Below are 22042 nucleotides of genomic sequence, written 5' to 3' on the forward strand. Positions count from 1 at the left end.
CCAGCGCTCCGCAATCCACTCAGAGCACACGTGCGAGCTTCTCCTTCAGCATGTCCGCATTGAACGGCTTGACAATATAGCCGCTGACGCCCGCTTCGCGGATCGCGATCACCTTGTCGCTGCGCGCCTCCGCGACCACCATCAGGAACGGCGTGCAGGACAGCACGGCGTCGCTGCGAACCACCTGCAGCAACGCCAGACCGGTCATCGGCTGCAGGTTCAAATCAGAAATGACCAGGCCGATCTTCTCCGCCCGCATCGCGGCCAGTGCCGCCTCGCCGTCGGCCGCTTCGACCACGTCGTCGTAGCCGAGCTGGCCCAACAGCATGCGGATGAGACGCCGCATCGTGCGGTAGTCGTCGACGACCAGAATCTTCATGGCATCCCCAGGCAGTCCGATGGCCGGACCGATGGTGCAGGAGTTCGGCCGCCGAAGCCATCGACGCCGCCGTCCCCAGCCACTGCCGGCCACACGACGCCAGCCAAGTTACGGATTTGCGTCGAAAATAGGAATGAGTATCATTAACTAAGCACGCGCCTTTGCCGCCATCCCGCTCCGCCTAGCCCTGTCGCCAAGCCGGTGCCTCTCTCGACGGGCTCCCATGCACCCAGTTCCGCCAGCGCCGCCACACCTTCCCACCCCGCCCACCGCGGCCGCGCGTGTGCTGCCGCCCTGGCTGGGCGTGCTCGCCCGCACCCTCGCCGCCATCGTCGGCGGCTACACGCTGGCCGCGGCCACCTCGGTCTTGTTGCCGCTGCTGTGGCCATCGGTGCGCGCGCAGGCGGTGTTGAGCGGGATGATGCTGGGCATCCTGGTCTGTGCCTGCACCGCGCTGTGGGCGTTCGCCGCGCGCAGCGCCGGGCGCGCCTGGCTGGGCATCGCGGCATTGCTGGCACCGATGGCGCTGGCCATCGCCTGGCTGCAGCAGCACGCGCCATGAAGCAGGGATTCCGCCAATCGATGGCCTGGCTGCACACCTGGAGCGGCCTGCTGGTGTCGTGGGTGCTGCTGCTGATCTTCATGGCCGGCACCACCAGCTATTTCCGCAACGAAATCAGCCGCTGGATGCGTCCGGAACTGCCGCGCGCGCAACCGGGCACCGACGTGGTGGCCGCGCGTGCGGTGGCGCTGCTGCAGCGCGAGGCGCCGCAGTCGCCGCAGTGGTTCGTGTCGCTGGCCAGCCCGCGCGCACCGTTCACCGACCTGTTCTGGCGCAATCCGCCGCCGGCCGACGGCGCCCGCCAGAGCCGCAAGGAGATGTTCGGCAGCGCCCTGCTCGACCCGGTCAGCGGTGCGGCCAGCCGGACCCGCGACACCCGTGGCGGCGACTTCTTCTACCGCCTGCACTTCGACCTGCACTACATCCCGGCGCTGTGGGCGCGCTACATCGTCGGCTTCTGCGCGATGTTCATGCTGGTGGCGATCATCAGCGGCGTCATCACCCACAAGAAGATCTTCAAGGACTTCTTCACCTTCCGCCCGGCCAAGGGCCAGCGCTCGTGGCTGGACTTCCACAACGCCAGCGCGGTGCTCGCCCTGCCCTACCACGCGATGATCACCTACACCGGGCTGGTCACGCTGATGCTGATGTACCTGCCCTGGGGCATCAAGAGCGCCTATCCCGATGCCGAGCAGGCGTTCTACGCAGAGGCCTTCCAGGAACCGGAAAACCTGCGCGAGGCCAGCGGCACGCCCGGACGCATGCTGCCGATCGCGCAGTTGCTGGACGTGGCGCGCCACGAATGGGGCGCGCAGGCGCCGATCGCCGGCTTCACCGTGTACAACGCCGGCGATGCCGCCGCGGCCATCCAGATCCGCCAGGGCGACGGCCAGCGGCTGGGCTACGACGCACCGTCGCTGCTGCTGGACGCCGGCAGCGGCCAGATCCTCGGCCGCAGCGGCACGCTCGGTGCCGCCGCGCAAACCCGCAGCACCCTGTATGGCCTGCACCTGGCGCACTTCGCCGGCCCCTGGCTGCGCTGGCTGTTCTTCGGCTGCGGCCTGCTCGGCTGCCTGATGGTGGCCAGCGGCGCGATCCTGTGGGCGGTCAAGGAGCGGCCCAAGCATGCCAAGGCCGGGCGCATCGGCCTGGGCCTGCGCCTGGTCGACGCGCTCAACATCGGCACCGTCGCCGGCCTGCCGATCGCCTTCGCCGCGTACTTCTGGGGCAACCGGCTGCTGCCGCTGCACCTGGAGGCGCGCCCGGAGCGCGAAGCGGCGGTGTTCTTCCTGGCCTGGGCGGCGGCCCTGCTCGCCGCGCAGGTGTGGCCGAAGCGCGCGATGTGGGCCTGGCAACTGTATGCGGGGGCGGCGCTGTTCGGCGGGCTGCCGCTGCTCAACGCCATCACCACCGATGCGCACCTGGGCGTGAGCCTGCTGGCCGGCGACTGGGCGCTGGCCGGGTTCGACCTGGTCTGCCTGTTCCTCGGCCTGGCCCTGGCCCTGGCCGCGCGGCGCATGCAGCGTTGGCAACCGCCGCTGTCGGCGGCCGAACGCCGCGCCCGCGAGCGCGGCGGCTCGGGCAAGCCGGTCCTGGCCACGGAGGGCGCATGACCGTGCTCGGCCTGTGCTTGGCGTTCTCCGGCTTCGTCGCGCTGTGCCTGGGCATGGAAAAGCACCAGCTCGACCTGTACGGCGCGCGCCGCGCCGCCGCGCCGCGCCTGCGACAACTGCAGGTCGCCGGTTGGCTGCTGCTGGGCGCGGCGCTCGCCTGTTGCGTCGCCGCGCACGGCTGGGGCATCGGCCCGGTGCTGTGGGTGGGCTCGCTCAGCGCCAGCGCGGCGCTGCTGACCCTGGGCCTGCTGCCGTACCGGCCGCGGCTGATCGTGCCGCTGGCGCTGCTGGCGCCACCGCTGGGCGTGGGCGCCGCGTTGCTGGGATAGGCGCGCGCCCGGCCGCTCAGCGCTCGGCGGTCACCGTCGGCGCGCGCAGCTCGGCCGCCGTGCGTGCGCCGGCGAACACCAGCACCAGTCCCGCCGCGAGGGTGATCGCCAGGTACAGCGGGACCATGCCGAGGCGGCCGTTGCGCACGAACACCATGCTTTCCATCATCAGCGAGGAGAATGTGGTCAGCCCGCCGATCAGGCCGACGATCAGCAGCGCCCGCCAGTACGGCGCGCTGGCGCCGCGGCCTTCGATCCACACCAGCAGGAAACCGCCGACGAAGGCGCCGGCCAGGTTCACCGCCAGCGTGCCCCACGGGAAGCCGGCGCCGTAGCGCTGCAGCAGCGCGCTGCCGACCGCGAAACGCATACCGGAGCCGACCGCGCCGCCGGCCATCGCCAGCAGCAGTTGCTGCCACCACAGGGACAGGTTCATGCGCGCCTCCGCGAGACGGAAGCCGGAGCGGCAGCAGGAAGACGAGAAGGAACGGGCATCGGATTCTCCACAAGGACGATGCCGGGGCACGGACCTGCCACCCCGGCGGGGGTTGGGCAGGCATCATCAGCGCGCAGTGCTGCGGGCGGTTCGAGGAGGAATGCCATCTCCTGTGCCCCGATTATGAAGGCGAGCGCCCGGCCTTGTCAGCCCGCGCCCGTTCGCGCGCCGCGCGCAGGCGGTCGAGCTTGTCCTTGAGCTTGATCTCCAGCCCGCGCTCCACCGGCCGGTAGTAGACCCGCTCACCCATCGCATCGGGGAAGCCGGTCTGGTCCAGGGCGATACCGCCCTCGGCGTCGTGGTCGTACTGATAGTCGGCGCCGTAGCCCAGGGTCTTCATCAGCTTGGTCGGCGCGTTGCGCAGGTGCAGCGGCACCTCCTGGGTGCCGGTCTCGCGCACCTCGGCCTTGGCCTGGTTGAAGGCGGCGTAGCCGGCGTTGGACTTGGCGGTGCTGGCCAGGTACAGCACCAGTTGCGCGAACGCCAGTTCGCCTTCCGGGCTGCCCAGGCGCTCGTAGATGTCCCAGGCTTCCAGCGCCATCGACTGCGCGCGCGGATCGGCCAGGCCGATGTCCTCGATCGCCATGCGGGTCAGCCGCCGCGCCAGGTAGGCCGGGTCGCAGCCGCCGTCGAGCATGCGCGTGAGCCAGTACAGCGCCGCGTCCGGGTTGGAACTGCGCACCGACTTGTGCAGCGCCGAGATCTGGTCGTAGAACTGCTCGCCGCCCTTGTCGAAGCGGCGGATGCGGTCGGCCAGCACCTGCTGCAGGGTCTGCGCGGTGATCTCGCCGCCCTCGTCCTGGGCCAGTTCGGCGGCGATCTCCAGCAAGGTCAGCGCACGCCGCACGTCGCCATCGGCGGCGCCGGCGATCTCCAGCAGCGCCGCGTCGGAGACCCGCAGCTGCTCGGCGCCGAGCCCGCGTTCGGAATCGTGCAGCGCCCGCTGCAGCGCCTCGGCGATGTCCTGCGGCGACACCGCCTCCAGCACGTGCACGCGGCAGCGCGACAGCAGCGCCGAATTCAGTTCGAACGAGGGATTCTCGGTGGTGGCGCCGACGAACAGGATGGTGCCGCGTTCGATGTGCGGCAGGAACGCGTCCTGCTGCGCCTTGTTGAAGCGGTGCACCTCGTCGACGAACAGCACCGTGCGGCGCCCGTCGGCGAAGCGCTGCGCGGCCTCGGCCAGTACCAGCCGCACCTCCGGCAGCCCGGACAGCACCGCCGAGATCGCCTTGAACTCGGCCTCGGCGTACTGCGCCAGCAGCAGCGCCAGGGTGGTCTTGCCGCAGCCGGGCGGCCCCCACAGGATCATCGAATGCACGCGGCCGGCGGCGACCGCGCGGCGCAGCGCGCTGGACGGCGCCAGCAGGCGCTTCTGCCCGACCATCTCGTCCAGCGTGCGCGGGCGCATGCGTTCGGCCAGCGGACGCATGGCCTCGCGGTCGACGCTCAGCAGATCGGGGGTGTCGGAAGCGAAGGGTCTGCGTTTGGCCATGCGCCCATTCTATCGCCGCGGCCCGTGCACGCTCTGCCTGCCGTACGTGTTCTGGGTGCAGGCGGACGGGCGTGGCCAGCCTGCGCGGAACCGACACCAGCGCTAGAATCGCGACGCCTCCCTGCCCGGCCGAGTCCGCCATGAGCCACCACGACACCCTGGATGCGTTCACCCATCAGCACGACTTCCTCGGCACGCGCCACGAGCGCAATGCGCGCCGCACCTGGTCGGTGGTCGCACTGACCACGGTGATGATGCTCGTGGAGATCGTCGCCGGCTGGTGGACCGGCTCGATGGCGCTGCTGGCCGACGGCCTGCACATGGCCACCCATGCCGGTGCGCTGTCGCTGGCCGGCTTCGCCTACTGGTTCGCGCGGCGGCACCGGCACAATCCCCGCTTCACCTTCGGCACCGGCAAGGTCGGCGATCTGGCCGGCTTCTCCAGCGCGCTGATCCTGGCGCTGATCGCGCTCGGCATCGGCGTGGAGTCGGCGCTGCGCCTGGCGCAGCCGGTGCACATCGCCTACGACGAGGCCCTGTGGATCGCGACCCTGGGCCTGCTGGTGAACCTGCTCAGCGCCTGGATGCTGGGGGCCGACCACCACCACGATCACGGGCATGGTCACGGCCATCATCACGACCACGCCCCTGCACACGCCCGAGCCGCGCATCGGCACGGCGACCACGCGCACGAGCGCCACCACGGGCACGGCCACGATCACGCGCACGACCATCCCCATCCCCACGATCACCACGATCACCACGGGCGTGCCCATGCCGCGCCGGCACAGGCGGCAGTCCACGACCGGCATGCGCATGCCGACCACAACCTGCGCTCGGCCTACCTGCACGTGCTGGCCGACGCGCTGACCTCGGTGATGGCGATCGTCGCCCTGTTGCTGGCCAAGTCCCTGGGCTGGACCTGGACCGATGCGCTGATGGGCATCGTCGGCGCCATCGTCATCGCGCGCTGGTCGCTGGCGCTGCTGCGCGACACCGGCGCGGTGCTGCTGGACGCCTCGGCGCCGGCGGCGCTGCAGGCGCAGATCCGCGAACGCCTGCAGCAGGACGACGAGCGCATCGCCGACCTGCACGTGTGGCGGATCGGCCCCGGCCAGCACGCGGCGATCGTGTCGCTGGTGACGCACAAACCGCGGCCGGCGGCGTTCTACCACGCGCGCCTGCAGGGCGTGGCCACGCTGGGCCACGTCAGCATCGAAGTGCAGAGCTGTCCCGACTGAAGCGCAACGCGCCGCCGCCACCTGGCGACGGCGCGCGGTGGCGCCGGCTCAGCGGTCGCCGACCACGTCCACGTCCTTGTCCGGGACGTAGCGGAAGGTGCCGGCGGCGAAGGCCGGATTGCGCTTCCAGTCGCTGAAGCTGATCTCGGTGCGCTGACCGACCGGGTCGACCACTTCTCAGCGGTCGCCGACCACGTCCACGTCCTTGTCCGGGACGTAGCGGAAGGTGCCGGCGGCGAAGGCCGGATTGCGCTTCCAGTCGCTGAAGCTGATCTCGGTGCGCTGGCCGACCGGGTCGACCACTTCCATGCGCGCCAGGCCATTGCGGTCGAAGCCGAGCTTGGCCATCTGGAAGCTGGCCTCGGTGTCCACCTTCGGGGTCATGGTCAGCCACTGCAGCCCGTCGCGGGCCACCGCCTCCTCGCTGACATCGTACTGGCGGTCGAGCTTGCCCGGGTCGATCAGCGCGGTCAGCGGGCTGTTCTGTTCCTCGCTGCCCTGCGTGCGCACCGTGGCCTGCTTCAGGTCCGGGTCGTACACCCAGACCTTGCTGCCGTCGGCGACGATCAGTTGCGTGTAGGGCTTGCGGTACTCCCAGCGGAACAGGCGCGGCGCCGACAGCGCGACGCGGCCGCTGGAGCTTTCCTTCAGCGTGCCCTTGCCGTCGTAGACCTTCTGCGCGAACTGGCCGTCCAGGCCCTTCAGCCCGCGGGTGAAGGCGGTGAGGTCCTCGCGGGCGCCGGCGAAGGCGGAGCCGGCCAGCAGCGCGGTGGCGAGGACGGTGTAGCGGAGTGTGCGAAGCATGCGGATGGATTTCCGGATGGAGTGTGGGCAGTGTGCCGCGGCGCGCCTGAATAGGCGATCAGAGGGCGTGGCGGCTCATGGTCCGGTCTGCATCCGGGTCAGGTCGCCGTACAGGATCTGCCCGCGGAAGCCGCGCCGCACCTGCTGGTACAGCTCGCGGAAGGCGGCGTAGTCCTGCGGCTGGCACAGCGCCGCCGGGCCGTGGATGGCGCGCCGGTGCAGCGTGTGCGTGGCGGTCACGGTCTGTCCGTCGCGCACCCAGGTGGCGGCGTACTCGCCGGCGGCGTTGCGGAAATGGGTGTCGGCCGGGATCGCGATGATCGGCACGCTGTCCGGGAAGGTCAGCCGGTAGGTCTCGCGGCGCGCGTTGTCGTTGCAGTAGAACGGGGTCAGGTTGCGCTCGGCCGAGGCGGTGCTGTAGACCCCGCGCACCGAGTCGGCGCCGGGCATCAGCGGCAGGCTCATGCCGCCGACCACGCCGAAGTCCACGTAGTCGTGGGCGCGGAAGCGGTAGGCGTAGCCGAACGGCCGGCTCAGGTCCTGCGGCGCGCCCTGCAGCAGCAGCTCGCCACTTCCGTCGAAGCCGGAGGCGGCGAGGATCGATTCCTCGATGCGGGTGCGGTTCTGCGCGTTGAGCTGCACGAACATGGTGCGCAGGCCGACTTCGCCGACGTCGCCGCTGTCCAGGCGGGTGATGCCGCTCAGGCTGCCGTCGGCGGCGAAGCGGTAGTCGGTCTCGGCCAGATAGCGGTTGCGCTTGGCGTCGTCCGGCGGCGTGCGCGCCAGGGTGCCGTCGGCGGTGTGCAGCACCGGCGCGCCCAGGTCGCCGGCCGGCAACTGGCCGAAGCGCGCGTACGGGCTGGTCGAGTCCACGTACAGCTTGAACTCGGGCAGATAGGTGATGGCATGGTTGAAGCGCCCCAGCACCGGCACCTCGGGCAGGGTCGGCCCGCCCTGCGCGCCGATCAGCACCGGCGTGCTGGCGATGCCCTTGGCCGCCAGCAGCGCTTCCAGCACCACCGTGTGGTCCTTGCAGTCGCCGTAGTGGGTATCGAGGATGCTGTCGGCGCTGTTCGGCTGCAGCCCGCCGTTGCCCAGGTACACCGCCACGTAGCGGATGTTGCGCGCCACCCATGCGTACAGCGCCGCGGCCTGCGCGCGGCGGTCGCTGATGCCGGCGGTGATCTGCTCGGCGCGGGCGCGCACCTTGGGCGTGACCTGCGCGGCGGCGGCGCTGCTGCGCTGGTAGGCCTGGGCCATCTGCGCCCAGCGGCGGAAGCTGCTGGCCATGATGGTCGGGCTGAACTCCCAGGTGGCCGCCGACCAGTTCTGGCTCTTCATCGGCTCGCGGCGGCTGTAGCGCCATTCCCAGCGCGCCCGGTCGCCGTCGAACGTCGGCGTGTCGCTGCCCTGCACGCCGCGCGTGTACAGATGCATCTGCAGGCGTCGCGGCGCCAGCAGCGTCACCGTGGCGTCGTCGTACTGGGAGAACACGCTGAAGGTCTCCCACAGGCTGAAGTAGCCCGGGAAGTACGGCACGTTCTGGGTGCGGCGCACCCGGTACACCAGGCGCGCGCCAGGCATCAGGTTGGGAAACACCACCACCTTGACCTTGCGGTCGGCGTACATCGCCGCCGCGGCGCTGGAGTAGCTTTCCTGGGTGTAGATCTTGTCGGCCGGCACGTCGTGGCGCAGGCCGTCCGGGGTCAGCGTGTAGGCGGCCAGCACCTCCAGCGTCTCCAGCTTCTCGCTGTAGCCCAGCCGCACCTGGCTGAACTGGTCGACGCCGGCCTTGGTCTTGAGCAGCAGCTCGTATTCGTCGGTCTCCACGCTGGTGGCGTCCTCGCGCACCTCGTAGTCGGCGCGGTAGCGCACGTAGCTGTAGTTGTTGCTGACCACCGGGGCGGCGGTGGCCGGTGGCGCGGCGTCATGGCCTGCGGCCGGCGCCGGTGGCGCCGTGGCGAGGCTGGCCAGTGCCAGCAGCGCCGATCCCAGCAGCCAGCGTGCGGGGCGCGGCGGCATCGGTCCAGGCTGGCGCCGGCCACCGCCGGCGGACGGCGCGGTGCGCCTCACTTCGGCGGCGGCGGCGCCAGCACGCTGCGGTCGCCGTTGTGTTCGGGCGGGCTGACCACACCGGCGGCTTCCATCGCCTCGATCAGCCGCGCGGCGCGGTTGTAGCCGATCTTCAGCCGCCGCTGCACGCCGGAGATCGAGGCGCGGCGGGTCTCGGTGACGATGCGCAGGGCCTCGTCGTACAGCGGGTCGGATTCGTCGCCGCCCCCGCCGCCGGCTTCGGGCAGGCCGGTGGCGCCGATCACGGTGCCGTCGCCCATGGTCTGCACCTCGTCGAGCACGCCCTCGATGTAGTCGGCCGGGCCGCTGGCCTTGAGGTGCTCGACCACCCGGTGCACTTCCTCGTCGCTGACGAAGGCGCCGTGCACGCGGTCCGGCATCGCCGTGCCCGGCGGCAGGTACAGCATGTCGCCATGGCCCAGCAGGGTCTCGGCGCCGGACTGGTCGAGGATGGTGCGCGAGTCGATCTTGGAGCTGACCTGGAAGGCGATGCGGGTCGGGATGTTGGCCTTGATCAGGCCGGTGATCACGTCCACCGAGGGCCGCTGGGTGGCCAGGATCAGGTGGATGCCGGCGGCACGGGCCTTCTGCGCCAGCCGCGCGATCAGTTCCTCGACCTTCTTGCCGACGATCATCATCATGTCGGCGAATTCGTCGATGAAGATGACGATGAACGGCAGCGTGTCCAGCGGCCGCGGCGCCTCGGCCAGGTCCGGGTTGGGCTTGAACAGCGGGTCCATCAGCGGCTGCCCGGCGTCCTGCGCGTCCTTGACCTTCTTGTTGAAGCCGGCCAGGTTGCGCACGCCCACCGCGCTCATCAGCTTGTAGCGGCGCTCCATCTCCGCCACGCACCAGCGCAGGCCGTTGGCGGCCTCCTTCATGTCGGTGACCACCGGCGCCAGCAGGTGCGGGATGCCCTGGTAGACGCTCAGTTCGAGCATCTTCGGGTCGATCATCAGCATCCGCAGGTCCTTGGCCGAGGCCTTGTACAGCAGGCTCAGCACCATCGCGTTGACCGCCACCGACTTGCCCGAGCCGGTGGTGCCGGCGACCAGCAGGTGCGGCATGCGCGCCAGGTCGGCCACGGTCGGGCGCCCGGCGATGTCCTTGCCCAGGGCCAGGGTCAGCGGGCTGGCCGACTTGTCGTATTCCTTGGAGCGCAGCAGCTCGCTGAGATAGATCATCTCGCGGCTGACGTTGGGGATCTCCAGGCCGATCACCGACTTGCCCGGGATCACGTCGACCACGCGCACCGACTTCACCGACAGGCCGCGGGCGATGTCCTTGTCCAGCGAGCTGATCTGGCTGACCTTGATGCCCGGCGCCGGCTCGATCTCGAAGCGGGTGATGACCGGGCCCGGATAGGCCCCGACCACCTGCGCCTCGATGCGGAAGTCCTTGAGCTTGAACTCGATCTGCCGCGACAGGGTTTCCAGGGTCTCCTCGGAATAGCCCTTGGCCTGCGGCTTGGGGTCGTCCAGCAGGGCCAGCGGCGGCACCCCGGACGGGTCGCTGCCGGTGCCGTGGAACAGCGGGATCTGCTGCTCGCGCTTGGCGCGCTCGCTCTTCTCCACCACCGGCGCCGGCGGTGGCTCGATCTTGACCGGCTCGCGCTTGGCGCGCTGCACCGCGTCGACCTTGCGCACTTCCTCGCGTTCCTCGCGCATGGCGCGGGTCTGCTGCCATTCGTTGGCCTGCTGGGTGCCGCGCCGGGCCAGCGCCGGCAGGGTCATCACCGCCTTGCCGATGCGCTCCATCACCGCGAACCAGGACAGCCCGGTGGCCAGGGTCACCGACACCAGCAGCAGCACCAGCACGAACAGGTTGGCGCCGAGCGCGCCGAACCCGGCGCCGAGCGAGTTGCCGACCAGCTTGCCGAGGATGCCGCCGGCCCCGGCCACGTCGCCGGCGAACAGGCGCAGGTGCAACAGCCCGGTGGCGGCGATCAGGAAACCGACGATGCCGACCAGGCGCAGCGCCGGGCCGAGGTCGGCCTCGCCATCGCCGTCCTGGTCCATGCCGAACAGCGCGATCCAGGAGATCGCGCCGATCACCACCGGCAGCAGGAAGGCCACGTAGCCGAACAGTTGCAGCAGCACGTCGGCGATCCAGGCGCCGAACTTGCCGCCCATGTTGTGCACCGGCGCGACCACGCTGCCGGTATGCGACCAGCCCGGATCGGTCGCCGAGTACGTGGCCAGGCTGGCCAGCAGGTACAGCAGCAGCGGCGCGATCGCGATCAGCGCCAGGTCGCGCCACAGCTTCTGCCGGCGCGGGTTGGGCGCGGCGCCCTGCTTGCGTGCCGCCGCGTTGGCGCCCTGGGATTTGCCGCGTTCCGGAACCTGCTTCGCCACGCTATGACCAGACCTTAGAAATGCATCGTTAGTGATTGATAATAAACGACTCGCCCTTGCATTTCAGCAGTCGGTAGCTGAATCGTCCGGTCACGCCCGAGCGGCCGTCCGGCGGCGCCCGGTGCAGACACGCAATGGCGCGTGAGGGCGGCGGCGGTGGCGACGGGCCGCAGCGTTTCCGCCACGCGGCTTGATTCGTTCCAGGCCGGCCGCCACTCTATGCGCCTTCGTCCGGAACTCGCGCAATGCCGCGCTTCGGCCGCCATTTCACCCTGTTCGCGAGTATACATGAGCCCCTCTGCCGCCAATTCCGCCAAGCATTCCCGCCTGCTGATCCTGGGTTCCGGCCCGGCCGGCTGGACCGCCGCGGTCTACGCCGCGCGCGCCAACCTCAAGCCCGTGGTGATCACCGGCCTGCAGCAGGGCGGCCAGCTGATGACCACCACCGAGGTCGACAACTGGCCGGGCGACCCCCACGGCCTGATGGGCCCGGACCTGATGGCGCGCATGCAGGCGCATGCCGAGCGCTTCGAGACCGAGGTGATCTTCGACCACATCCACACCGCCGACCTGTCGCAGCGCCCGTTCCGGCTCAGCGGCGACAGCGGCGACTACACCTGCGATGCGTTGATCATCGCCACCGGCGCCACCGCCAAGTACCTGGGCATCCCCTCGGAAGAGGCGTTCAAGGGCCGTGGCGTGTCCGCCTGCGCCACCTGCGACGGCTTCTTCTACAAGGACCAGGACGTGGTCGTGGTCGGCGGCGGCAACACCGCCGTGGAAGAGGCGCTGTACCTGTCCAACATCGCCCGCAAGGTCTACCTGGTGCACCGCCGCGACACCCTGCGCGCGGAAAAGATCATGCAGGACAAGCTGTTCGCCAAGGTCGCCGCCGGCAAGATCGAGACCGTCTGGCACCACCAGGTGGACGAGGTGCTGGGCAACGAGGCCGGCGTCACCGGCGTGCGGGTCAAGTCGGTGCAGGACGGCAGCACCCGCGACCTGGAAGCGCACGGCTTCTTCGTCGCCATCGGCCATCACCCCAACACCCAGCTGTTCGATGGCCAACTGGCGATGCACAACGGCTACCTGGAGATCCGCTCCGGCCTGGGCGGCGCCGCCACCGAGACCTCGGTGCCGGGCGTGTTCGCCGCCGGCGACGTCGCCGACCAGCATTACCGCCAGGCGATCACCTCGGCCGGCTTCGGCTGCATGGCCGCGCTGGACGCCGAGCGCTATCTGGACAAGGGTGCCTGAGTTCGCGCCTCCGCTGAGCTGCCGGCGTCTGGCCGGCCGCGATCGCGCGTCTGCACGGGTGGTGGGCGGCATGGCCGACCGCTACGCCAGCCGCGGCGGCGCGCCGTCCCGGCGATGAGCCGGATCCGCTGGCTGCGCCGGCTCGACGCGGTCGCCGCGGGCGACTGGGACGCCCTGCACGACGGCCGCAACCCTTTCGTCGCCCACGCCTTCCTGGCCGGCCTCGAGCAGCACGGCTGCCTGCGCCCGGACTGGGGCTGGAGTCCCTTGCATCTCACCGTCTGGGACGGCGAGACCCTGGTCGCGGCCGCGCCCGGGTACCTGAAAAGCAACTCGCACGGCGAATTCGTGTTCGACCATGCCTGGGCGCATGCCTACGCGCGCTACGGCCAGGACTACTTTCCCAAGTGGCTGTGCGCGGTGCCCTACTCGCCGGTGACCGGGCCGCGGCTGCTGGCGCGCGACCCGGCGGCGCGGCAGGAGCTGCTGGCGGCGATGCAGGCGCTGACCCAGAGCAGCGGCCTGTCCTCGGCCCACGTCAATTTCCATCGTGCCGAGGAGGACGCCGCCTTCGGCGCCGACTGGCTGGAGCGCAACGACGTGCAGTACCAGTGGCACAACGCCGCCGGCTGGAGCGGGTTCGACGACTACCTGGGCGCGATGGACCACAAGCACCGCAAGAACATCCGCCAGGAACGCGCCAAGGTGCAGCGCGCCGGCATCGGCTTCCGCGTGCTGCACGGCGACGAGGCCAGCGCCGCCGACCTGCAGGCGATGTACGGGTTCTATCTGCGCACCTTCGACGACTACGGCAATTCGCCGGCGCTGACCCTGGACTTCTTCTCGCATCTTGCGCGAACGATGCCGTGCAACCTGCTGATCTTCCTGGCGATGCACGAAGACACCCCGGTAGCCGGTGCGTTCTGCCTGCGCGGTGGCGACACCCTGTACGGCCGCTACTGGGGCGGCGAGCCCCTGCCCGGCCTGCACTTCGAGACCTGCTACTACCAGGGCATCGAGTACTGCCTGCGCGAGGGCCTGACCCGCTTCGAGCCGGGCGCGCAGGGCCAGCACAAGATCGCCCGCGGCTTCCTGCCGCGGCTGGTGCGCAGCCGCCATTGGATCGCCGACCCCGGCTTCCGCGTGCCGCTGGCCGAGTGGTGCGCGCAGGAGCGCGCCGAGGTCCGCCAGCATGCGGCGGCGCTGCAGCGCCACTCGCCGTTCCGCCACGACGCCTGAGGCATCGGCTAGGCTTGCGGCGATGCGTCGTCTCCCTGTCCTGCTCGCGGCCGATCCCGCCGCCCCGTTCCCGCCGCCGTCCAGCGCCCTGCGCGAGCCGGACGGCCTGCTCGCGGTCGGCGGCGACCTGACGCCGACCCGCCTGCTCGCGGCCTATGCGCAGGGCATCTTCCCCTGGTACTCCGACGGCGAGCCGATCCTGTGGTGGAGCCCGGACCCGCGCACCGTGTTCCGCAGCGACGGCGTGCGCCTGTCCTCGCGCTTCCGCCGCAGCCTGCGGCGCTCGCCATGGACGGTACGCGCCGACACCGCCTTTGCGCAGGTCATCGATGCCTGCGCGCAACTCCCACGCCGCGGCCAGGACGGCACCTGGATCACCGCGCCGATGCGCGACGCCTACCTGGCCCTGCACCAGGCCGGCCACGCGCATTCGGTGGAGGTCTTCGACGGCAGCGACCTGGTCGGCGGCATCTATGGCGTGGCGCGCGGGCGCATGTTCTTCGGCGAGAGCATGTTCAGCGCCCGCAGCGGCGGCTCCAAGGTGGCGCTGGCAGCGCTGGCGCGGCGCCTGCATGGCTGGGGCTGGCCGTTGATCGACGCGCAGGTGGAGAACGACCACCTGCTCAGCCTGGGCGCCGAACGCTGGCCGCGCGCGCGGTTCCTGGGCGCCATCGCCCCGTTGGTGGCGGCTCCGGCCGAGACCGGGCCGTGGACGTCGCGATTCGGGACGCTGGCGGCCCTGGAACTGGCCCAGGGCTGAGCGGGATTAACGCAAACTTTGCATGGCGCGGCCCAGGCGAGTAAAATCCTCGCTCTTCAGGCCTTTGGCCGTTCCGAATCGCACAGGATTACATGTCGAAAGACGACTCCATCGAATTCGAAGGCACCGTCAGCGAGACGTTGCCCAATACCACGTTCCGGGTCAAGCTCGAAAACGGGCACGAAATCATCGCTCACATCTCCGGCCGCATGCGCAAGAACTACATCCGCATCCTGACCGGCGACCGGGTGAAGGTCGAAATGACCCCGTACGACCTGACCAAGGGTCGCATCACCTACCGCATGAAGTAATCCGCCACGGGCGGACATGAAGAAGGCGGCCAATGGCCGCCTTTTCGCGTCTGCATCGGTGGAACCACGGTGACCTCGCCAGGCGGCTGCAGCCTCTGCAGCCGCCTTTCGGCGTGCCTGTCGCCCTAGCCCGGCCTCAGTCCACCGTCGCCGGCAGCAGGCGCTCGGGCTCGGCCTGGGTGTCGACCACCAGCTCGCCGTCGCGCACGTCGATGGTGACGCGGCCGCCGTTGACCAGCTTGCCGAACAGCAGCTCGTCGGCCAGCGGGCGCTTGACCTTGTCCTGGATCACCCGCGCCATCGGCCGCGCGCCCATCAGCGGGTCGAAGCCGTGCTGGGCCAGCCAGTCGCGCGCGGTCGGGGTCGCCGACAGCGACACGTGCTTCTCCTGCAGCAACATCTCCAGCTCGATCACGAACTTGTCGACCACGCGCAGGATGTGGCTGAAGGCCAGCGGCTGGAACTGCACCACCGCGTCCAGGCGGTTGCGGAACTCCGGGGTGAAGCTGCGGCGGATGATCTCCATCGCATCGGTGGAATGGTCCTGCTGGGTGAAGCCGATCGAGCGCCGCGAGGCCTGGGTGGCGCCGGCGTTGGTGGTCATCACCAGGATCACGTTCTTGAAGTTGGCCTCGCGCCCGTTGGTGTCGGTGAGCACGCCGCGGTCCATGACCTGCAACAGGATGTTGAAGATGTCCGGATGCGCCTTCTCCACCTCGTCCAGCAGCAGCACGCAGTGCGGGGTCTTGACGATCTTCTCGGTCAGCAGGCCGCCCTGGTCGAAGCCGACGTAGCCCGGGGGCGCACCGATCAGGCGGCTGATCGAATGCGGCTCCATGTACTCGGACATGTCGAAGCGCACCAGCTCGATGCCCAACTGCAGCGCCAACTGCTTGGTGACCTCGGTCTTGCCCACGCCGGTGGGGCCGGCGAACAGGAAGTTGCCGATCGGCTTCTCCGGATTGCCCAGGCCCGAGCGCGCCAGCTTGATCGACGAGGACAGCGTCTCGATCGCCGGATCCTGGCCGAAGATCACCATCTTCAGGTTGCGCTCCAGGTGCTGCAGCACGTCCTTGTCGGTGGCGCTGACCTGCTTGGCCGGGATCCGCGCCATCTTGGCGACGATGGTCTCGATCTCCTCGATGTCGATCAGTTCCTTGCGCTGGCCTTCCGGCAGCAGCCGCTGGCGCGCGCCGGCCTCGTCGATCACGTCGATCGCCTTGTCCGGCAGCAGCCGGTCGCCGATGTGCTTGACCGACAGGTCCACCGCCGCCTGCAGCGCGTCGTCGGCGTAGGTCACGCCGTGGTGCGCCTCGTACTTGGGCTTGAGGCCCTGCAGGATCTCGAAGGTTTCGCCCACGGTCGGCTCGACGATGTCGATCTTCTGGAAGCGCCGCGCCAGCGCACGGTCCTTCTCGAAGATGCCGCGGTATTCCTGGAACGTGGTCGAGCCGATGCAGCGCAGCTCGCCCGAGGACAGCGCCGGCTTGATCAGGTTGGACGCGTCCATGGTGCCGCCGGAGGCGGAACCGGCGCCGATGATGGTGTGGATCTCGTCGATGAACAGCACCGCGTTGGGCACCTTCTTCAGCGAGGTCAGCACGCCCTTCAGGCGCTTCTCGAAGTCGCCGCGGTACTTGGTGCCGGCGACCAGCGCGCCCAGGTCGAGCGAGAAGATCACCGCGTCGGCCAGCACCTCGGGGACGCTGCCCTCGACGATGCGCTTGGCCAGGCCCTCGGCGATGGCGGTCTTGCCGACGCCGGCCTCGCCCACGTACAGCGGGTTGTTCTTGCGCCGGCGGCACAGCACCTGGATGGTGCGCTCGATCTCGTCGCCGCGGCCCACCAGCGGGTCGATACGGCCGTTGCGGGCCTGCTCGTTCAGGTTGGTGGCGTACTCGGCCAGGGCGTCGCCCTTGGCCTCGCCCTCGCCCGCCTCGCCCTTGGGCTCGCCATCGGCCGGCGCGGGGTGCTCGCCGTCCTCGCCCATCTTGGCGATGCCGTGGGACAGGTAGTTGACGATGTCCAGGCGGGTGATGTCCTGCTGGTTCAGGAAGTACACCGCATGCGAGTCCTTCTCGCCGAAGATCGCCACCAGCACGTTGGCGCCGCTGACCTCCTTCTTGCCCGAGGACTGAACGTGGTAGACCGCCCGCTGCAGCACGCGCTGGAAGCCCAGGGTCGGCTGGGTGTCGCGGCCGTCATCGTCGGCCAGGCGTGCGACCGAGGCGTCGATGGCCTGTTCCAGGTCGCTGCGCAGGCGGTCGACGTCGGCGCCGCAGGCCTTGAGCACGGCCTGGGCGGAGGGATTGTCGAGCAGTGCCAACAGCAGGTGCTCCACCGTCATGAACTCATGACGGGCTTCCCGGGCGCGCTTGTAGCACTGGCCGATGGTCTGCTCGAGATCTTTGCTGAACATGGTGTACTCCGACGTCTGTTGCCAACAATATGTGGCTTGAGTTGCGAATTTCCACAACCCTATCGGATCAGTGTGTTCACACCGCGTTAGTCCGGGCAAACCGGTGACCGACGCCTCCCACTATCAGGCTTTTTCCATCGTGCACAACAGGGGATGCTGGTTCATCCGCGAGAATTCGTTCACCTGAGCCACCTTGGATTCAGCCACCTCGCGGGTATACACCCCGCACACCCCGCGGCCGCGGGTATGCACGTGCAGCATCACCTGGGTGGCGCGCTCCAGGTCCAGTGCGAAGAACTGCTGCAGCACGGTCACCACGAAGTCCATCGGGGTGTAGTCGTCGTTCAGCAGCAGCACCTGATACATGGGCGGGCGGGCGATCTCCGGCTTGCCGGTCTCCACCACGACGCCATGGTCGTGTTCGGGGGAATTCTTGCGGGGCATCCGCCCATTATATACGGGGGCTGCCGGCCCGGATTGGACGATCGCCGGCCCTGCCCGCACAATTCCCCTCCTTTCGATGGCGCTCCGCATGCATTCGACGATGTTCCCCAAGCTTCCGCTGCTCGCCGCGCTGCTCGCCGCCGCCCTGCCGGCGGCCGCCGCGCCGCCGGATGCGGCGTTGGGCAAGCGCCTGCAGGCGCTGGGCTACGACGTGCAGGCCGACGAGGACGGCGACTACCAGGTGCTGTTCGGCCTGCGCGACCACGGCCGCGAGCGCAAGCAGCTCGCCTACGTGCGCTCGCCGGTGGAGACCTTCGGCAGCTACCGCATCCGCGAGGTGTGGTCGCCGGCCTACCAGGCGCAGGGCGACAGCCTGCCCGCCAGCGTCGCCAACCGGCTGCTGGAGGACGCGCAGTCGGACATCCTCGGCGGCTGGGTGCGCCAGGGCGGCACCGCGGTGTTCGTGGTCAAGCTCCCCGCCGATGCCGACGATACGGCGCTGCGCGAGGCGCTGGAGGCGGCCGCGCGCGGCGCCGACGCGATGGACGCCGAGCTCAACGGCGGCAAGGACCTGTTCTGATGACGGCGGCCGCGGCCCCCTGGCAGCCCGACGTGACCGTGGCCACGGTGGTGGTGCGCGACGGGCGCCTGCTGCAGGTCGAGGAAGCGATCGCCGGAGCGCTGGTGCTGAACCAGCCGGCGGGCCATCTGGAGCCGGACGAGAGCCTGGTCCAGGCCGCGGTGCGCGAGACGCTGGAGGAAACCGGCTGGCACGTGCGGCCGACCGCGTTCATCGGCGCCTACCAGTGGAAGGCCGACAACGGCCGCCACTACCTGCGCTTCGCCTTCGCCGCCGATGCGGTCGCGCACGATGCGCAGCGGCCGCTGGACACCGGCATCGTGCGTGCGCTGTGGATGACCCCGGCCGAGCTGGAAGCCGCCGCGCCGCGCTGGCGCAGCCCCCTGGTGTGGCAGGTGGTGGCCGATTTCCTGGCCGGGCGCCGTTACCCGCTGGATCTGCTGCGGCAGGTGGCATGAACGGCGCAGCGGTCATGGTCGGCGTCTCCGGCGGCGTGGATTCGTCGGTGGCGGCCTGGCAGCTGGCCCAGCAGGGCGCAGCGGTGTCCGGGCTGTTCATGCAGAACTGGGCCGACGACGGCAGCGGCGACTGCCGTGCCGACGAAGACCGCCGCGATGCGGTGGCGGTGTGCGGGCGGCTGGGCATCCCGTTCCATTTCCGCGACTTCTCGCAGGAGTACTGGCAAGGCGTGTTCGCGCACTTTCTGGCCGAGTACGCGGCCGGGCGCACGCCGAACCCGGACGTGCTGTGCAACCGCGAGGTCAAGTTCAAGCATTTCCTGGATGCGGCGCGCGACCTCGGCGCCGAGCGCATCGCCACCGGCCACTACGCGCGGGTGGATTGCGTCGGCGGCCGCTGGCGGCTGCTGCGCGGGCTGGACCGCAACAAGGACCAGAGCTACTTCCTGCATCAGTTGGGCCAGGCGCAACTGGCCGCGACCCTGTTCCCGGTCGGCGAGCTGCCCAAGGAACAGGTGCGCCGCATCGCCCGCGAGGCCGGCCTGCCGACCCACGCCAAGAAGGATTCCACCGGCATCTGCTTCATCGGCGAACGCGATTTCCGCGAGTTTCTGGGCCGTTACCTGCCGGCGCGGCGCGGCGAGATCCGCGACCCGCACGAGCAGGTCGTGGCCGAGCATCCGGGGGTGTTCTACTTCACCCTGGGCCAGCGCGAGGGCCTGAACATCGGCGGCGTGCGCGGCCGCGCCGCGGCGCCGTGGTACGTGGTCGGCAAGGACGTCGCCCGCAACGTGCTGTACGTCGACCAGGACCGCGACAGCCCCTACCTGATGGCCGGCCGGCTGCAGTCCGAGACCGCGCACTGGATCGCCGGGGCGCCGCCGGCGCGGCGCTTCGACTGCACCGCGCAGACCCGCTATCGTCAGGCCGACGAGCCGTGCACGGTCGAGGTCGGCGACGACGGTCGCCTGTCTGTACGCTTCGCGCGCCCGCAGCGCGCCGTCACCCCCGGGCAGTCGCTGGTGCTGTACCAGGGCGAGGAATGCCTGGGCGGCGCCGTGATCGCCACCACCGATGCCCCGCTGGAGCGCCGCCTGGCGCAGCAGGCCCCTGCCGTACACGAGGACACCATTCGATGACCGATTCCATGGACGCGCGCATGCTGGCGCTGGCGGGCATGGCCCAGGCCCTGCAGCAGGTGCGGCGCATCGCCGAGACCGGCCAGTCGGAGGCGTCGCTGGTGCGCACCCTGCTCGACAGCGTGTTCCGCCTCGACGCGCCCAGCCCCGAGGCGGTCTACGGCCGCCGCGCCGACCTGGCGCCGGGCCTGCGCCTGTTGCACAACTACTTCCGCAACCAGGGCCAGGACGAGGTGCTGCCGCGGCTGGCGCTGGCGGTGATCCAGCTGGAACGGCGCTTCGCCGGCGATGCCGCGACCGACGCCAAGGTCGACGCCGGCCTCGCCCGGATCGGGCCGCTGCTGGAGCGCCATGGCGACAGCACCCACCCCGAGGTGATCGCGGCGCTGGGCCAGCTCTATGCCGACACCATCAGCCACCTGCGCCCGCGGGTGATGGTGCAAGGCAATCCGCACTACCTGGGCCAGGCCGGGGTGGTGGCCGAGATCCGCGCGCTGCTGCTGGCGGCGGTGCGCGCGGCGGTGCTGTGGCGGCAGATGGGCGGCAGCCTGTGGGATTTCCTGCTGGCCAAGCGGCGCATGCGCGAGACCGTGGACCGGGCGCTGCGCTGAGCCTGCCGCGGCAGCACAGCGGGCCCGCTGCGTGCGGTCCGCGGCGCGTTTTGCGACGCCGATCGTGCGAAAGCCGGTAGGTTTCGACGATCCGGCAACGGCGCTGCTAAAGACACCGGGGGGACGGCCGATACAGCAACCGTGACTCTGCCGAGAACGTCTATGTACTCACGCCTCCTGATCCGTCTGGCCGCCCCGCTCGCCCTGACGTTGCTATTCCCCATCGCCGCCGGTTTCGACTGGCCGGCCCCGGTCCGTTGGGCCATCCTCACCACGATGACGCTGAGCTGGCTCGGCTTCGCCGGCTGGACCGCGTACAGCCAGAGCCGGCGCTCGCCGGAGCAGGCCAAGGTCATGCGCGAACAGGACCATCTGCTGACCGAACTGCGCAGCTTCGTCGGCAACGAGATCGAGGGCTCCCGCTCCGAGATCGAACGTGCCCGCGAACTGATCCGCCAGGCGGTCAGCGGCCTGGGCGGCAGCTTCGAGGCGATGAACCGCAAATCGCGGCAGCAGAGCGTGGCCCTGGCCCGCATCGTCGACCGCGCCGGCGAAGACGGCGGCGCCGGAGTGGACGTGGCCCGCTTCGCCCAGCATGCCAGCCAGCGCATGGAGCAGTTGGTGGAGGCGTTGGAGCAGGTCAGCGGCCAGAGCAGCACCACGGTGCACTACATCGACGACATGTCCCAGCACCTGGACGGCATCTTCGCCCTGCTGGAGGACGTCAAGTCGATCGCCGACCAGACCAACCTGCTGGCGCTGAACGCGGCGATCGAAGCGGCGCGCGCCGGCGAGGCGGGCCGCGGCTTCGCGGTGGTGGCCGACGAGGTGCGCAACCTGTCCGAGCGCTCGACCACCTTCAACGAGCAGATCCGCAAGCTGGCGCACAGCTCCAAGGACGCCATCGCCAAGGTCCGCGAGACGGTCTCGCACATGGCCTCGCGCGACATGGACCGCTCCCGCGAGGCGCGGGCCGAGGCCGCGGCGATGCTGGACAACGTGGCCGCGATCAACCACTCGCTGGGCGACGGCATGCGCGAGATCTCCGAATGCGGCCGCGCCATCGACAGCAGCGTCGCCGAAGCGGTACGCGCCCTGCAGTTCGAGGACATCGCCACCCAGGCCCTGGGCGGCGTGCACACCCACCTGGACCGCCTGACCGCGATCAACCGCGAGGCCGTGGCGCTGCAGGAGCTGCTGCACCGCAATGGCGGCGTGTTCGACCACGAACTGATCGACGCCCTGCAGCGGGTCGGCAACCGCCTGCGCGACATGCGCACCGAGTGGGAGCGTCCGCCGCACAAGCCGGTGGCGCAGCAGAGCATGGGTGCCGGTACGGTCGAGCTGTTCTAAGCGCGCCTTGTCGTCCTCCGCGCCATGAACCGACGAGTCCCCGGCCCCTGCCGGGGCTTGTCGTCTCTGCCCTTCCCCTCCGGCCCCGTCGATGTCGATGCATCTCCAGTCCCTGTCCCGAGTTG

The 22042-nt window shown here is 70.1% G+C and carries 22 protein-coding genes and 1 riboswitch; of the genes, 13 read left to right on the top strand and 9 right to left on the bottom strand.

What is annotated here, in order from left to right:
* Positions 1-19: 19 nt before the first annotated feature.
* Entirely contained in the window at positions 20-379 is a 360-nt protein-coding gene (locus tag AC1PME_RS10520) for a response regulator (protein ID WP_254458000.1), read from the bottom strand.
* Between the two features lie 223 nt (positions 380-602).
* On the opposite strand from AC1PME_RS10520, the gene AC1PME_RS10525 reads away from it, so the two are divergent.
* From AC1PME_RS10525 to AC1PME_RS10535, 3 genes are read left to right on the top strand one after another with little or no spacing between them, the layout of a single operon-like run.
* A complete protein-coding gene (locus AC1PME_RS10525; protein WP_481095857.1) occupies positions 603-941 on the top strand; it encodes a DUF3649 domain-containing protein in 339 nt (112 codons plus the stop codon).
* On the top strand, positions 938-2554 hold the full coding sequence (locus tag AC1PME_RS10530; protein WP_481095858.1) for a PepSY-associated TM helix domain-containing protein: 1617 nt from the start codon (positions 938-940) through the stop codon (positions 2552-2554). The genes AC1PME_RS10525 and AC1PME_RS10530 overlap by 4 nt, the downstream gene beginning before the upstream one ends.
* The gene (locus AC1PME_RS10535; protein WP_254458003.1) at positions 2551-2883 is read left to right on the top strand and encodes a DUF3325 domain-containing protein; all 333 of its coding nucleotides are present in this window, start codon (positions 2551-2553) and stop codon (positions 2881-2883) included. Before AC1PME_RS10530 ends, AC1PME_RS10535 begins: the two co-directional genes overlap by 4 nt.
* A 16-nt stretch (positions 2884-2899) precedes the next feature.
* Here AC1PME_RS10535 and crcB read toward each other — a convergent pair whose 3' ends face one another.
* Entirely contained in the window at positions 2900-3319 is a 420-nt protein-coding gene (gene crcB, locus AC1PME_RS10540) for a fluoride efflux transporter CrcB (RefSeq protein ID WP_307550495.1), read from the bottom strand.
* Positions 3320-3429: 110 nt separating this feature from the next.
* Positions 3430-3499, bottom strand: a riboswitch (Fluoride riboswitch).
* A 1-nt stretch (position 3500) separates the two neighbouring features.
* A complete protein-coding gene (locus AC1PME_RS10545) occupies positions 3501-4874 on the bottom strand; it encodes a replication-associated recombination protein A (protein ID WP_481095859.1) in 1374 nt (457 codons plus the stop codon).
* A 140-nt stretch (positions 4875-5014) separates the two neighbouring features.
* Between AC1PME_RS10545 and dmeF the strand changes: the two genes are divergently transcribed.
* Positions 5015-6115, top strand: coding sequence for a CDF family Co(II)/Ni(II) efflux transporter DmeF (dmeF, locus tag AC1PME_RS10550; protein WP_307550498.1), 1101 nt, complete (start codon positions 5015-5017; stop codon positions 6113-6115).
* 48 nt (positions 6116-6163) lie between these two features.
* Here dmeF and AC1PME_RS10555 read toward each other — a convergent pair whose 3' ends face one another.
* The 4 genes from AC1PME_RS10555 to AC1PME_RS10570 all read right to left on the bottom strand — a co-directional run bounded on the left by AC1PME_RS10555 (position 6164) and on the right by AC1PME_RS10570 (position 11346).
* Positions 6164-6289 carry a hypothetical protein gene (locus AC1PME_RS10555; protein WP_481095860.1) on the bottom strand — a complete coding sequence of 42 codons (126 nt, stop codon included), beginning with the start codon at positions 6287-6289 and terminating at the stop codon, positions 6164-6166.
* A gap of 3 nt (positions 6290-6292) precedes the next feature.
* Complete coding sequence (gene lolA / locus AC1PME_RS10560) at positions 6293-6919, bottom strand: outer membrane lipoprotein periplasmic chaperone LolA (protein ID WP_481095861.1); 627 nt, start codon at positions 6917-6919, stop codon at positions 6293-6295.
* 75 nt (positions 6920-6994) lie between these two features.
* Complete coding sequence (locus tag AC1PME_RS10565) at positions 6995-8941, bottom strand: DUF3857 domain-containing transglutaminase family protein (RefSeq protein WP_481095862.1); 1947 nt, start codon at positions 8939-8941, stop codon at positions 6995-6997.
* 47 nt (positions 8942-8988) lie between these two features.
* Positions 8989-11346, bottom strand: coding sequence for a DNA translocase FtsK (locus AC1PME_RS10570; RefSeq protein WP_017909556.1), 2358 nt, complete (start codon positions 11344-11346; stop codon positions 8989-8991).
* 288 nt (positions 11347-11634) lie between these two features.
* Here AC1PME_RS10570 and trxB point away from each other — a divergent pair, with 288 nt between their 5' ends.
* From trxB to infA, 4 genes are all read left to right on the top strand, one after another.
* Positions 11635-12603 carry a thioredoxin-disulfide reductase gene (gene trxB / locus AC1PME_RS10575; RefSeq protein WP_010341722.1) on the top strand — a complete coding sequence of 323 codons (969 nt, stop codon included), beginning with the start codon at positions 11635-11637 and terminating at the stop codon, positions 12601-12603.
* 114 nt (positions 12604-12717) lie between these two features.
* Positions 12718-13842, top strand: coding sequence for a GNAT family N-acetyltransferase (locus AC1PME_RS10580; RefSeq protein WP_481095863.1), 1125 nt, complete (start codon positions 12718-12720; stop codon positions 13840-13842).
* 22 nt (positions 13843-13864) lie between these two features.
* Positions 13865-14602, top strand: a complete 738-nt coding sequence (gene aat / locus AC1PME_RS10585; RefSeq protein ID WP_481095864.1) for a leucyl/phenylalanyl-tRNA--protein transferase — start codon at positions 13865-13867, stop codon at positions 14600-14602.
* A 92-nt stretch (positions 14603-14694) separates the two neighbouring features.
* A complete protein-coding gene (gene infA, locus AC1PME_RS10590; protein WP_004425677.1) occupies positions 14695-14913 on the top strand; it encodes a translation initiation factor IF-1 in 219 nt (72 codons plus the stop codon).
* A gap of 136 nt (positions 14914-15049) precedes the next feature.
* Here the strand turns inward: infA and clpA are convergent, their stop codons facing one another.
* Together clpA and clpS are read right to left on the bottom strand one after the other, a co-directional pair.
* Entirely contained in the window at positions 15050-17332 is a 2283-nt protein-coding gene (clpA, locus tag AC1PME_RS10595; protein WP_481095865.1) for an ATP-dependent Clp protease ATP-binding subunit ClpA, read from the bottom strand.
* A gap of 123 nt (positions 17333-17455) precedes the next feature.
* Positions 17456-17776 carry an ATP-dependent Clp protease adapter ClpS gene (clpS, locus tag AC1PME_RS10600; RefSeq protein WP_254458012.1) on the bottom strand — a complete coding sequence of 107 codons (321 nt, stop codon included), beginning with the start codon at positions 17774-17776 and terminating at the stop codon, positions 17456-17458.
* Positions 17777-17852: 76 nt separating this feature from the next.
* Here clpS and AC1PME_RS10605 point away from each other — a divergent pair, with 76 nt between their 5' ends.
* From AC1PME_RS10605 to AC1PME_RS10625, 5 genes are all read left to right on the top strand, one after another.
* On the top strand, positions 17853-18356 hold the full coding sequence (locus AC1PME_RS10605; RefSeq protein WP_254458013.1) for a hypothetical protein: 504 nt from the start codon (positions 17853-17855) through the stop codon (positions 18354-18356).
* Positions 18356-18814 carry an NUDIX hydrolase gene (locus AC1PME_RS10610; RefSeq protein WP_481095866.1) on the top strand — a complete coding sequence of 153 codons (459 nt, stop codon included), beginning with the start codon at positions 18356-18358 and terminating at the stop codon, positions 18812-18814. Before AC1PME_RS10605 ends, AC1PME_RS10610 begins: the two co-directional genes overlap by 1 nt.
* Complete coding sequence (mnmA, locus tag AC1PME_RS10615; protein ID WP_481095867.1) at positions 18811-19953, top strand: tRNA 2-thiouridine(34) synthase MnmA; 1143 nt, start codon at positions 18811-18813, stop codon at positions 19951-19953. The genes AC1PME_RS10610 and mnmA overlap by 4 nt, the downstream gene beginning before the upstream one ends.
* Entirely contained in the window at positions 19950-20564 is a 615-nt protein-coding gene (gene hflD / locus AC1PME_RS10620) for a high frequency lysogenization protein HflD (protein ID WP_481095868.1), read from the top strand. The genes mnmA and hflD overlap by 4 nt, the downstream gene beginning before the upstream one ends.
* 162 nt (positions 20565-20726) lie before the next feature.
* Entirely contained in the window at positions 20727-21917 is a 1191-nt protein-coding gene (locus AC1PME_RS10625; protein WP_254458017.1) for a methyl-accepting chemotaxis protein, read from the top strand.
* Positions 21918-22042: the final 125 nt, after the last annotated feature.

Source organism: Xanthomonas sp. NCPPB 901, from assembly GCF_056725085.1.

Excerpts from the sequence above, each read along its gene's own strand:
- mnmA (WP_481095867.1), top strand. The coding sequence starts at position 18,811 with ATGAACGGCGCAGCGGTCATGGTCGGCGTCTCCGGCGGCGTGGATTCG.
- infA (WP_004425677.1), top strand. The coding sequence starts at position 14,695 with ATGTCGAAAGACGACTCCATCGAATTCGAAGGCACCGTCAGCGAGACG.
- crcB (WP_307550495.1), bottom strand. The coding sequence starts at position 3,319 with ATGAACCTGTCCCTGTGGTGGCAGCAACTGCTGCTGGCGATGGCCGGC.
- aat (WP_481095864.1), top strand. The coding sequence starts at position 13,865 with ATGCGTCGTCTCCCTGTCCTGCTCGCGGCCGATCCCGCCGCCCCGTTC.
- AC1PME_RS10565 (WP_481095862.1), bottom strand. The coding sequence starts at position 8,941 with ATGCCGCCGCGCCCCGCACGCTGGCTGCTGGGATCGGCGCTGCTGGCA.
- AC1PME_RS10545 (WP_481095859.1), bottom strand. The coding sequence starts at position 4,874 with ATGGCCAAACGCAGACCCTTCGCTTCCGACACCCCCGATCTGCTGAGC.
- AC1PME_RS10580 (WP_481095863.1), top strand. The coding sequence starts at position 12,718 with ATGAGCCGGATCCGCTGGCTGCGCCGGCTCGACGCGGTCGCCGCGGGC.
- clpA (WP_481095865.1), bottom strand. The coding sequence starts at position 17,332 with ATGTTCAGCAAAGATCTCGAGCAGACCATCGGCCAGTGCTACAAGCGC.
- AC1PME_RS10525 (WP_481095857.1), top strand. The coding sequence starts at position 603 with ATGCACCCAGTTCCGCCAGCGCCGCCACACCTTCCCACCCCGCCCACC.
- AC1PME_RS10530 (WP_481095858.1), top strand. The coding sequence starts at position 938 with ATGAAGCAGGGATTCCGCCAATCGATGGCCTGGCTGCACACCTGGAGC.
- AC1PME_RS10605 (WP_254458013.1), top strand. The coding sequence starts at position 17,853 with ATGGCGCTCCGCATGCATTCGACGATGTTCCCCAAGCTTCCGCTGCTC.
- hflD (WP_481095868.1), top strand. The coding sequence starts at position 19,950 with ATGACCGATTCCATGGACGCGCGCATGCTGGCGCTGGCGGGCATGGCC.
- AC1PME_RS10535 (WP_254458003.1), top strand. The coding sequence starts at position 2,551 with ATGACCGTGCTCGGCCTGTGCTTGGCGTTCTCCGGCTTCGTCGCGCTG.
- AC1PME_RS10625 (WP_254458017.1), top strand. The coding sequence starts at position 20,727 with ATGTACTCACGCCTCCTGATCCGTCTGGCCGCCCCGCTCGCCCTGACG.
- AC1PME_RS10610 (WP_481095866.1), top strand. The coding sequence starts at position 18,356 with ATGACGGCGGCCGCGGCCCCCTGGCAGCCCGACGTGACCGTGGCCACG.
- AC1PME_RS10520 (WP_254458000.1), bottom strand. The coding sequence starts at position 379 with ATGAAGATTCTGGTCGTCGACGACTACCGCACGATGCGGCGTCTCATC.
- dmeF (WP_307550498.1), top strand. The coding sequence starts at position 5,015 with ATGAGCCACCACGACACCCTGGATGCGTTCACCCATCAGCACGACTTC.
- trxB (WP_010341722.1), top strand. The coding sequence starts at position 11,635 with ATGAGCCCCTCTGCCGCCAATTCCGCCAAGCATTCCCGCCTGCTGATC.
- clpS (WP_254458012.1), bottom strand. The coding sequence starts at position 17,776 with ATGCCCCGCAAGAATTCCCCCGAACACGACCATGGCGTCGTGGTGGAG.
- lolA (WP_481095861.1), bottom strand. The coding sequence starts at position 6,919 with ATGCTTCGCACACTCCGCTACACCGTCCTCGCCACCGCGCTGCTGGCC.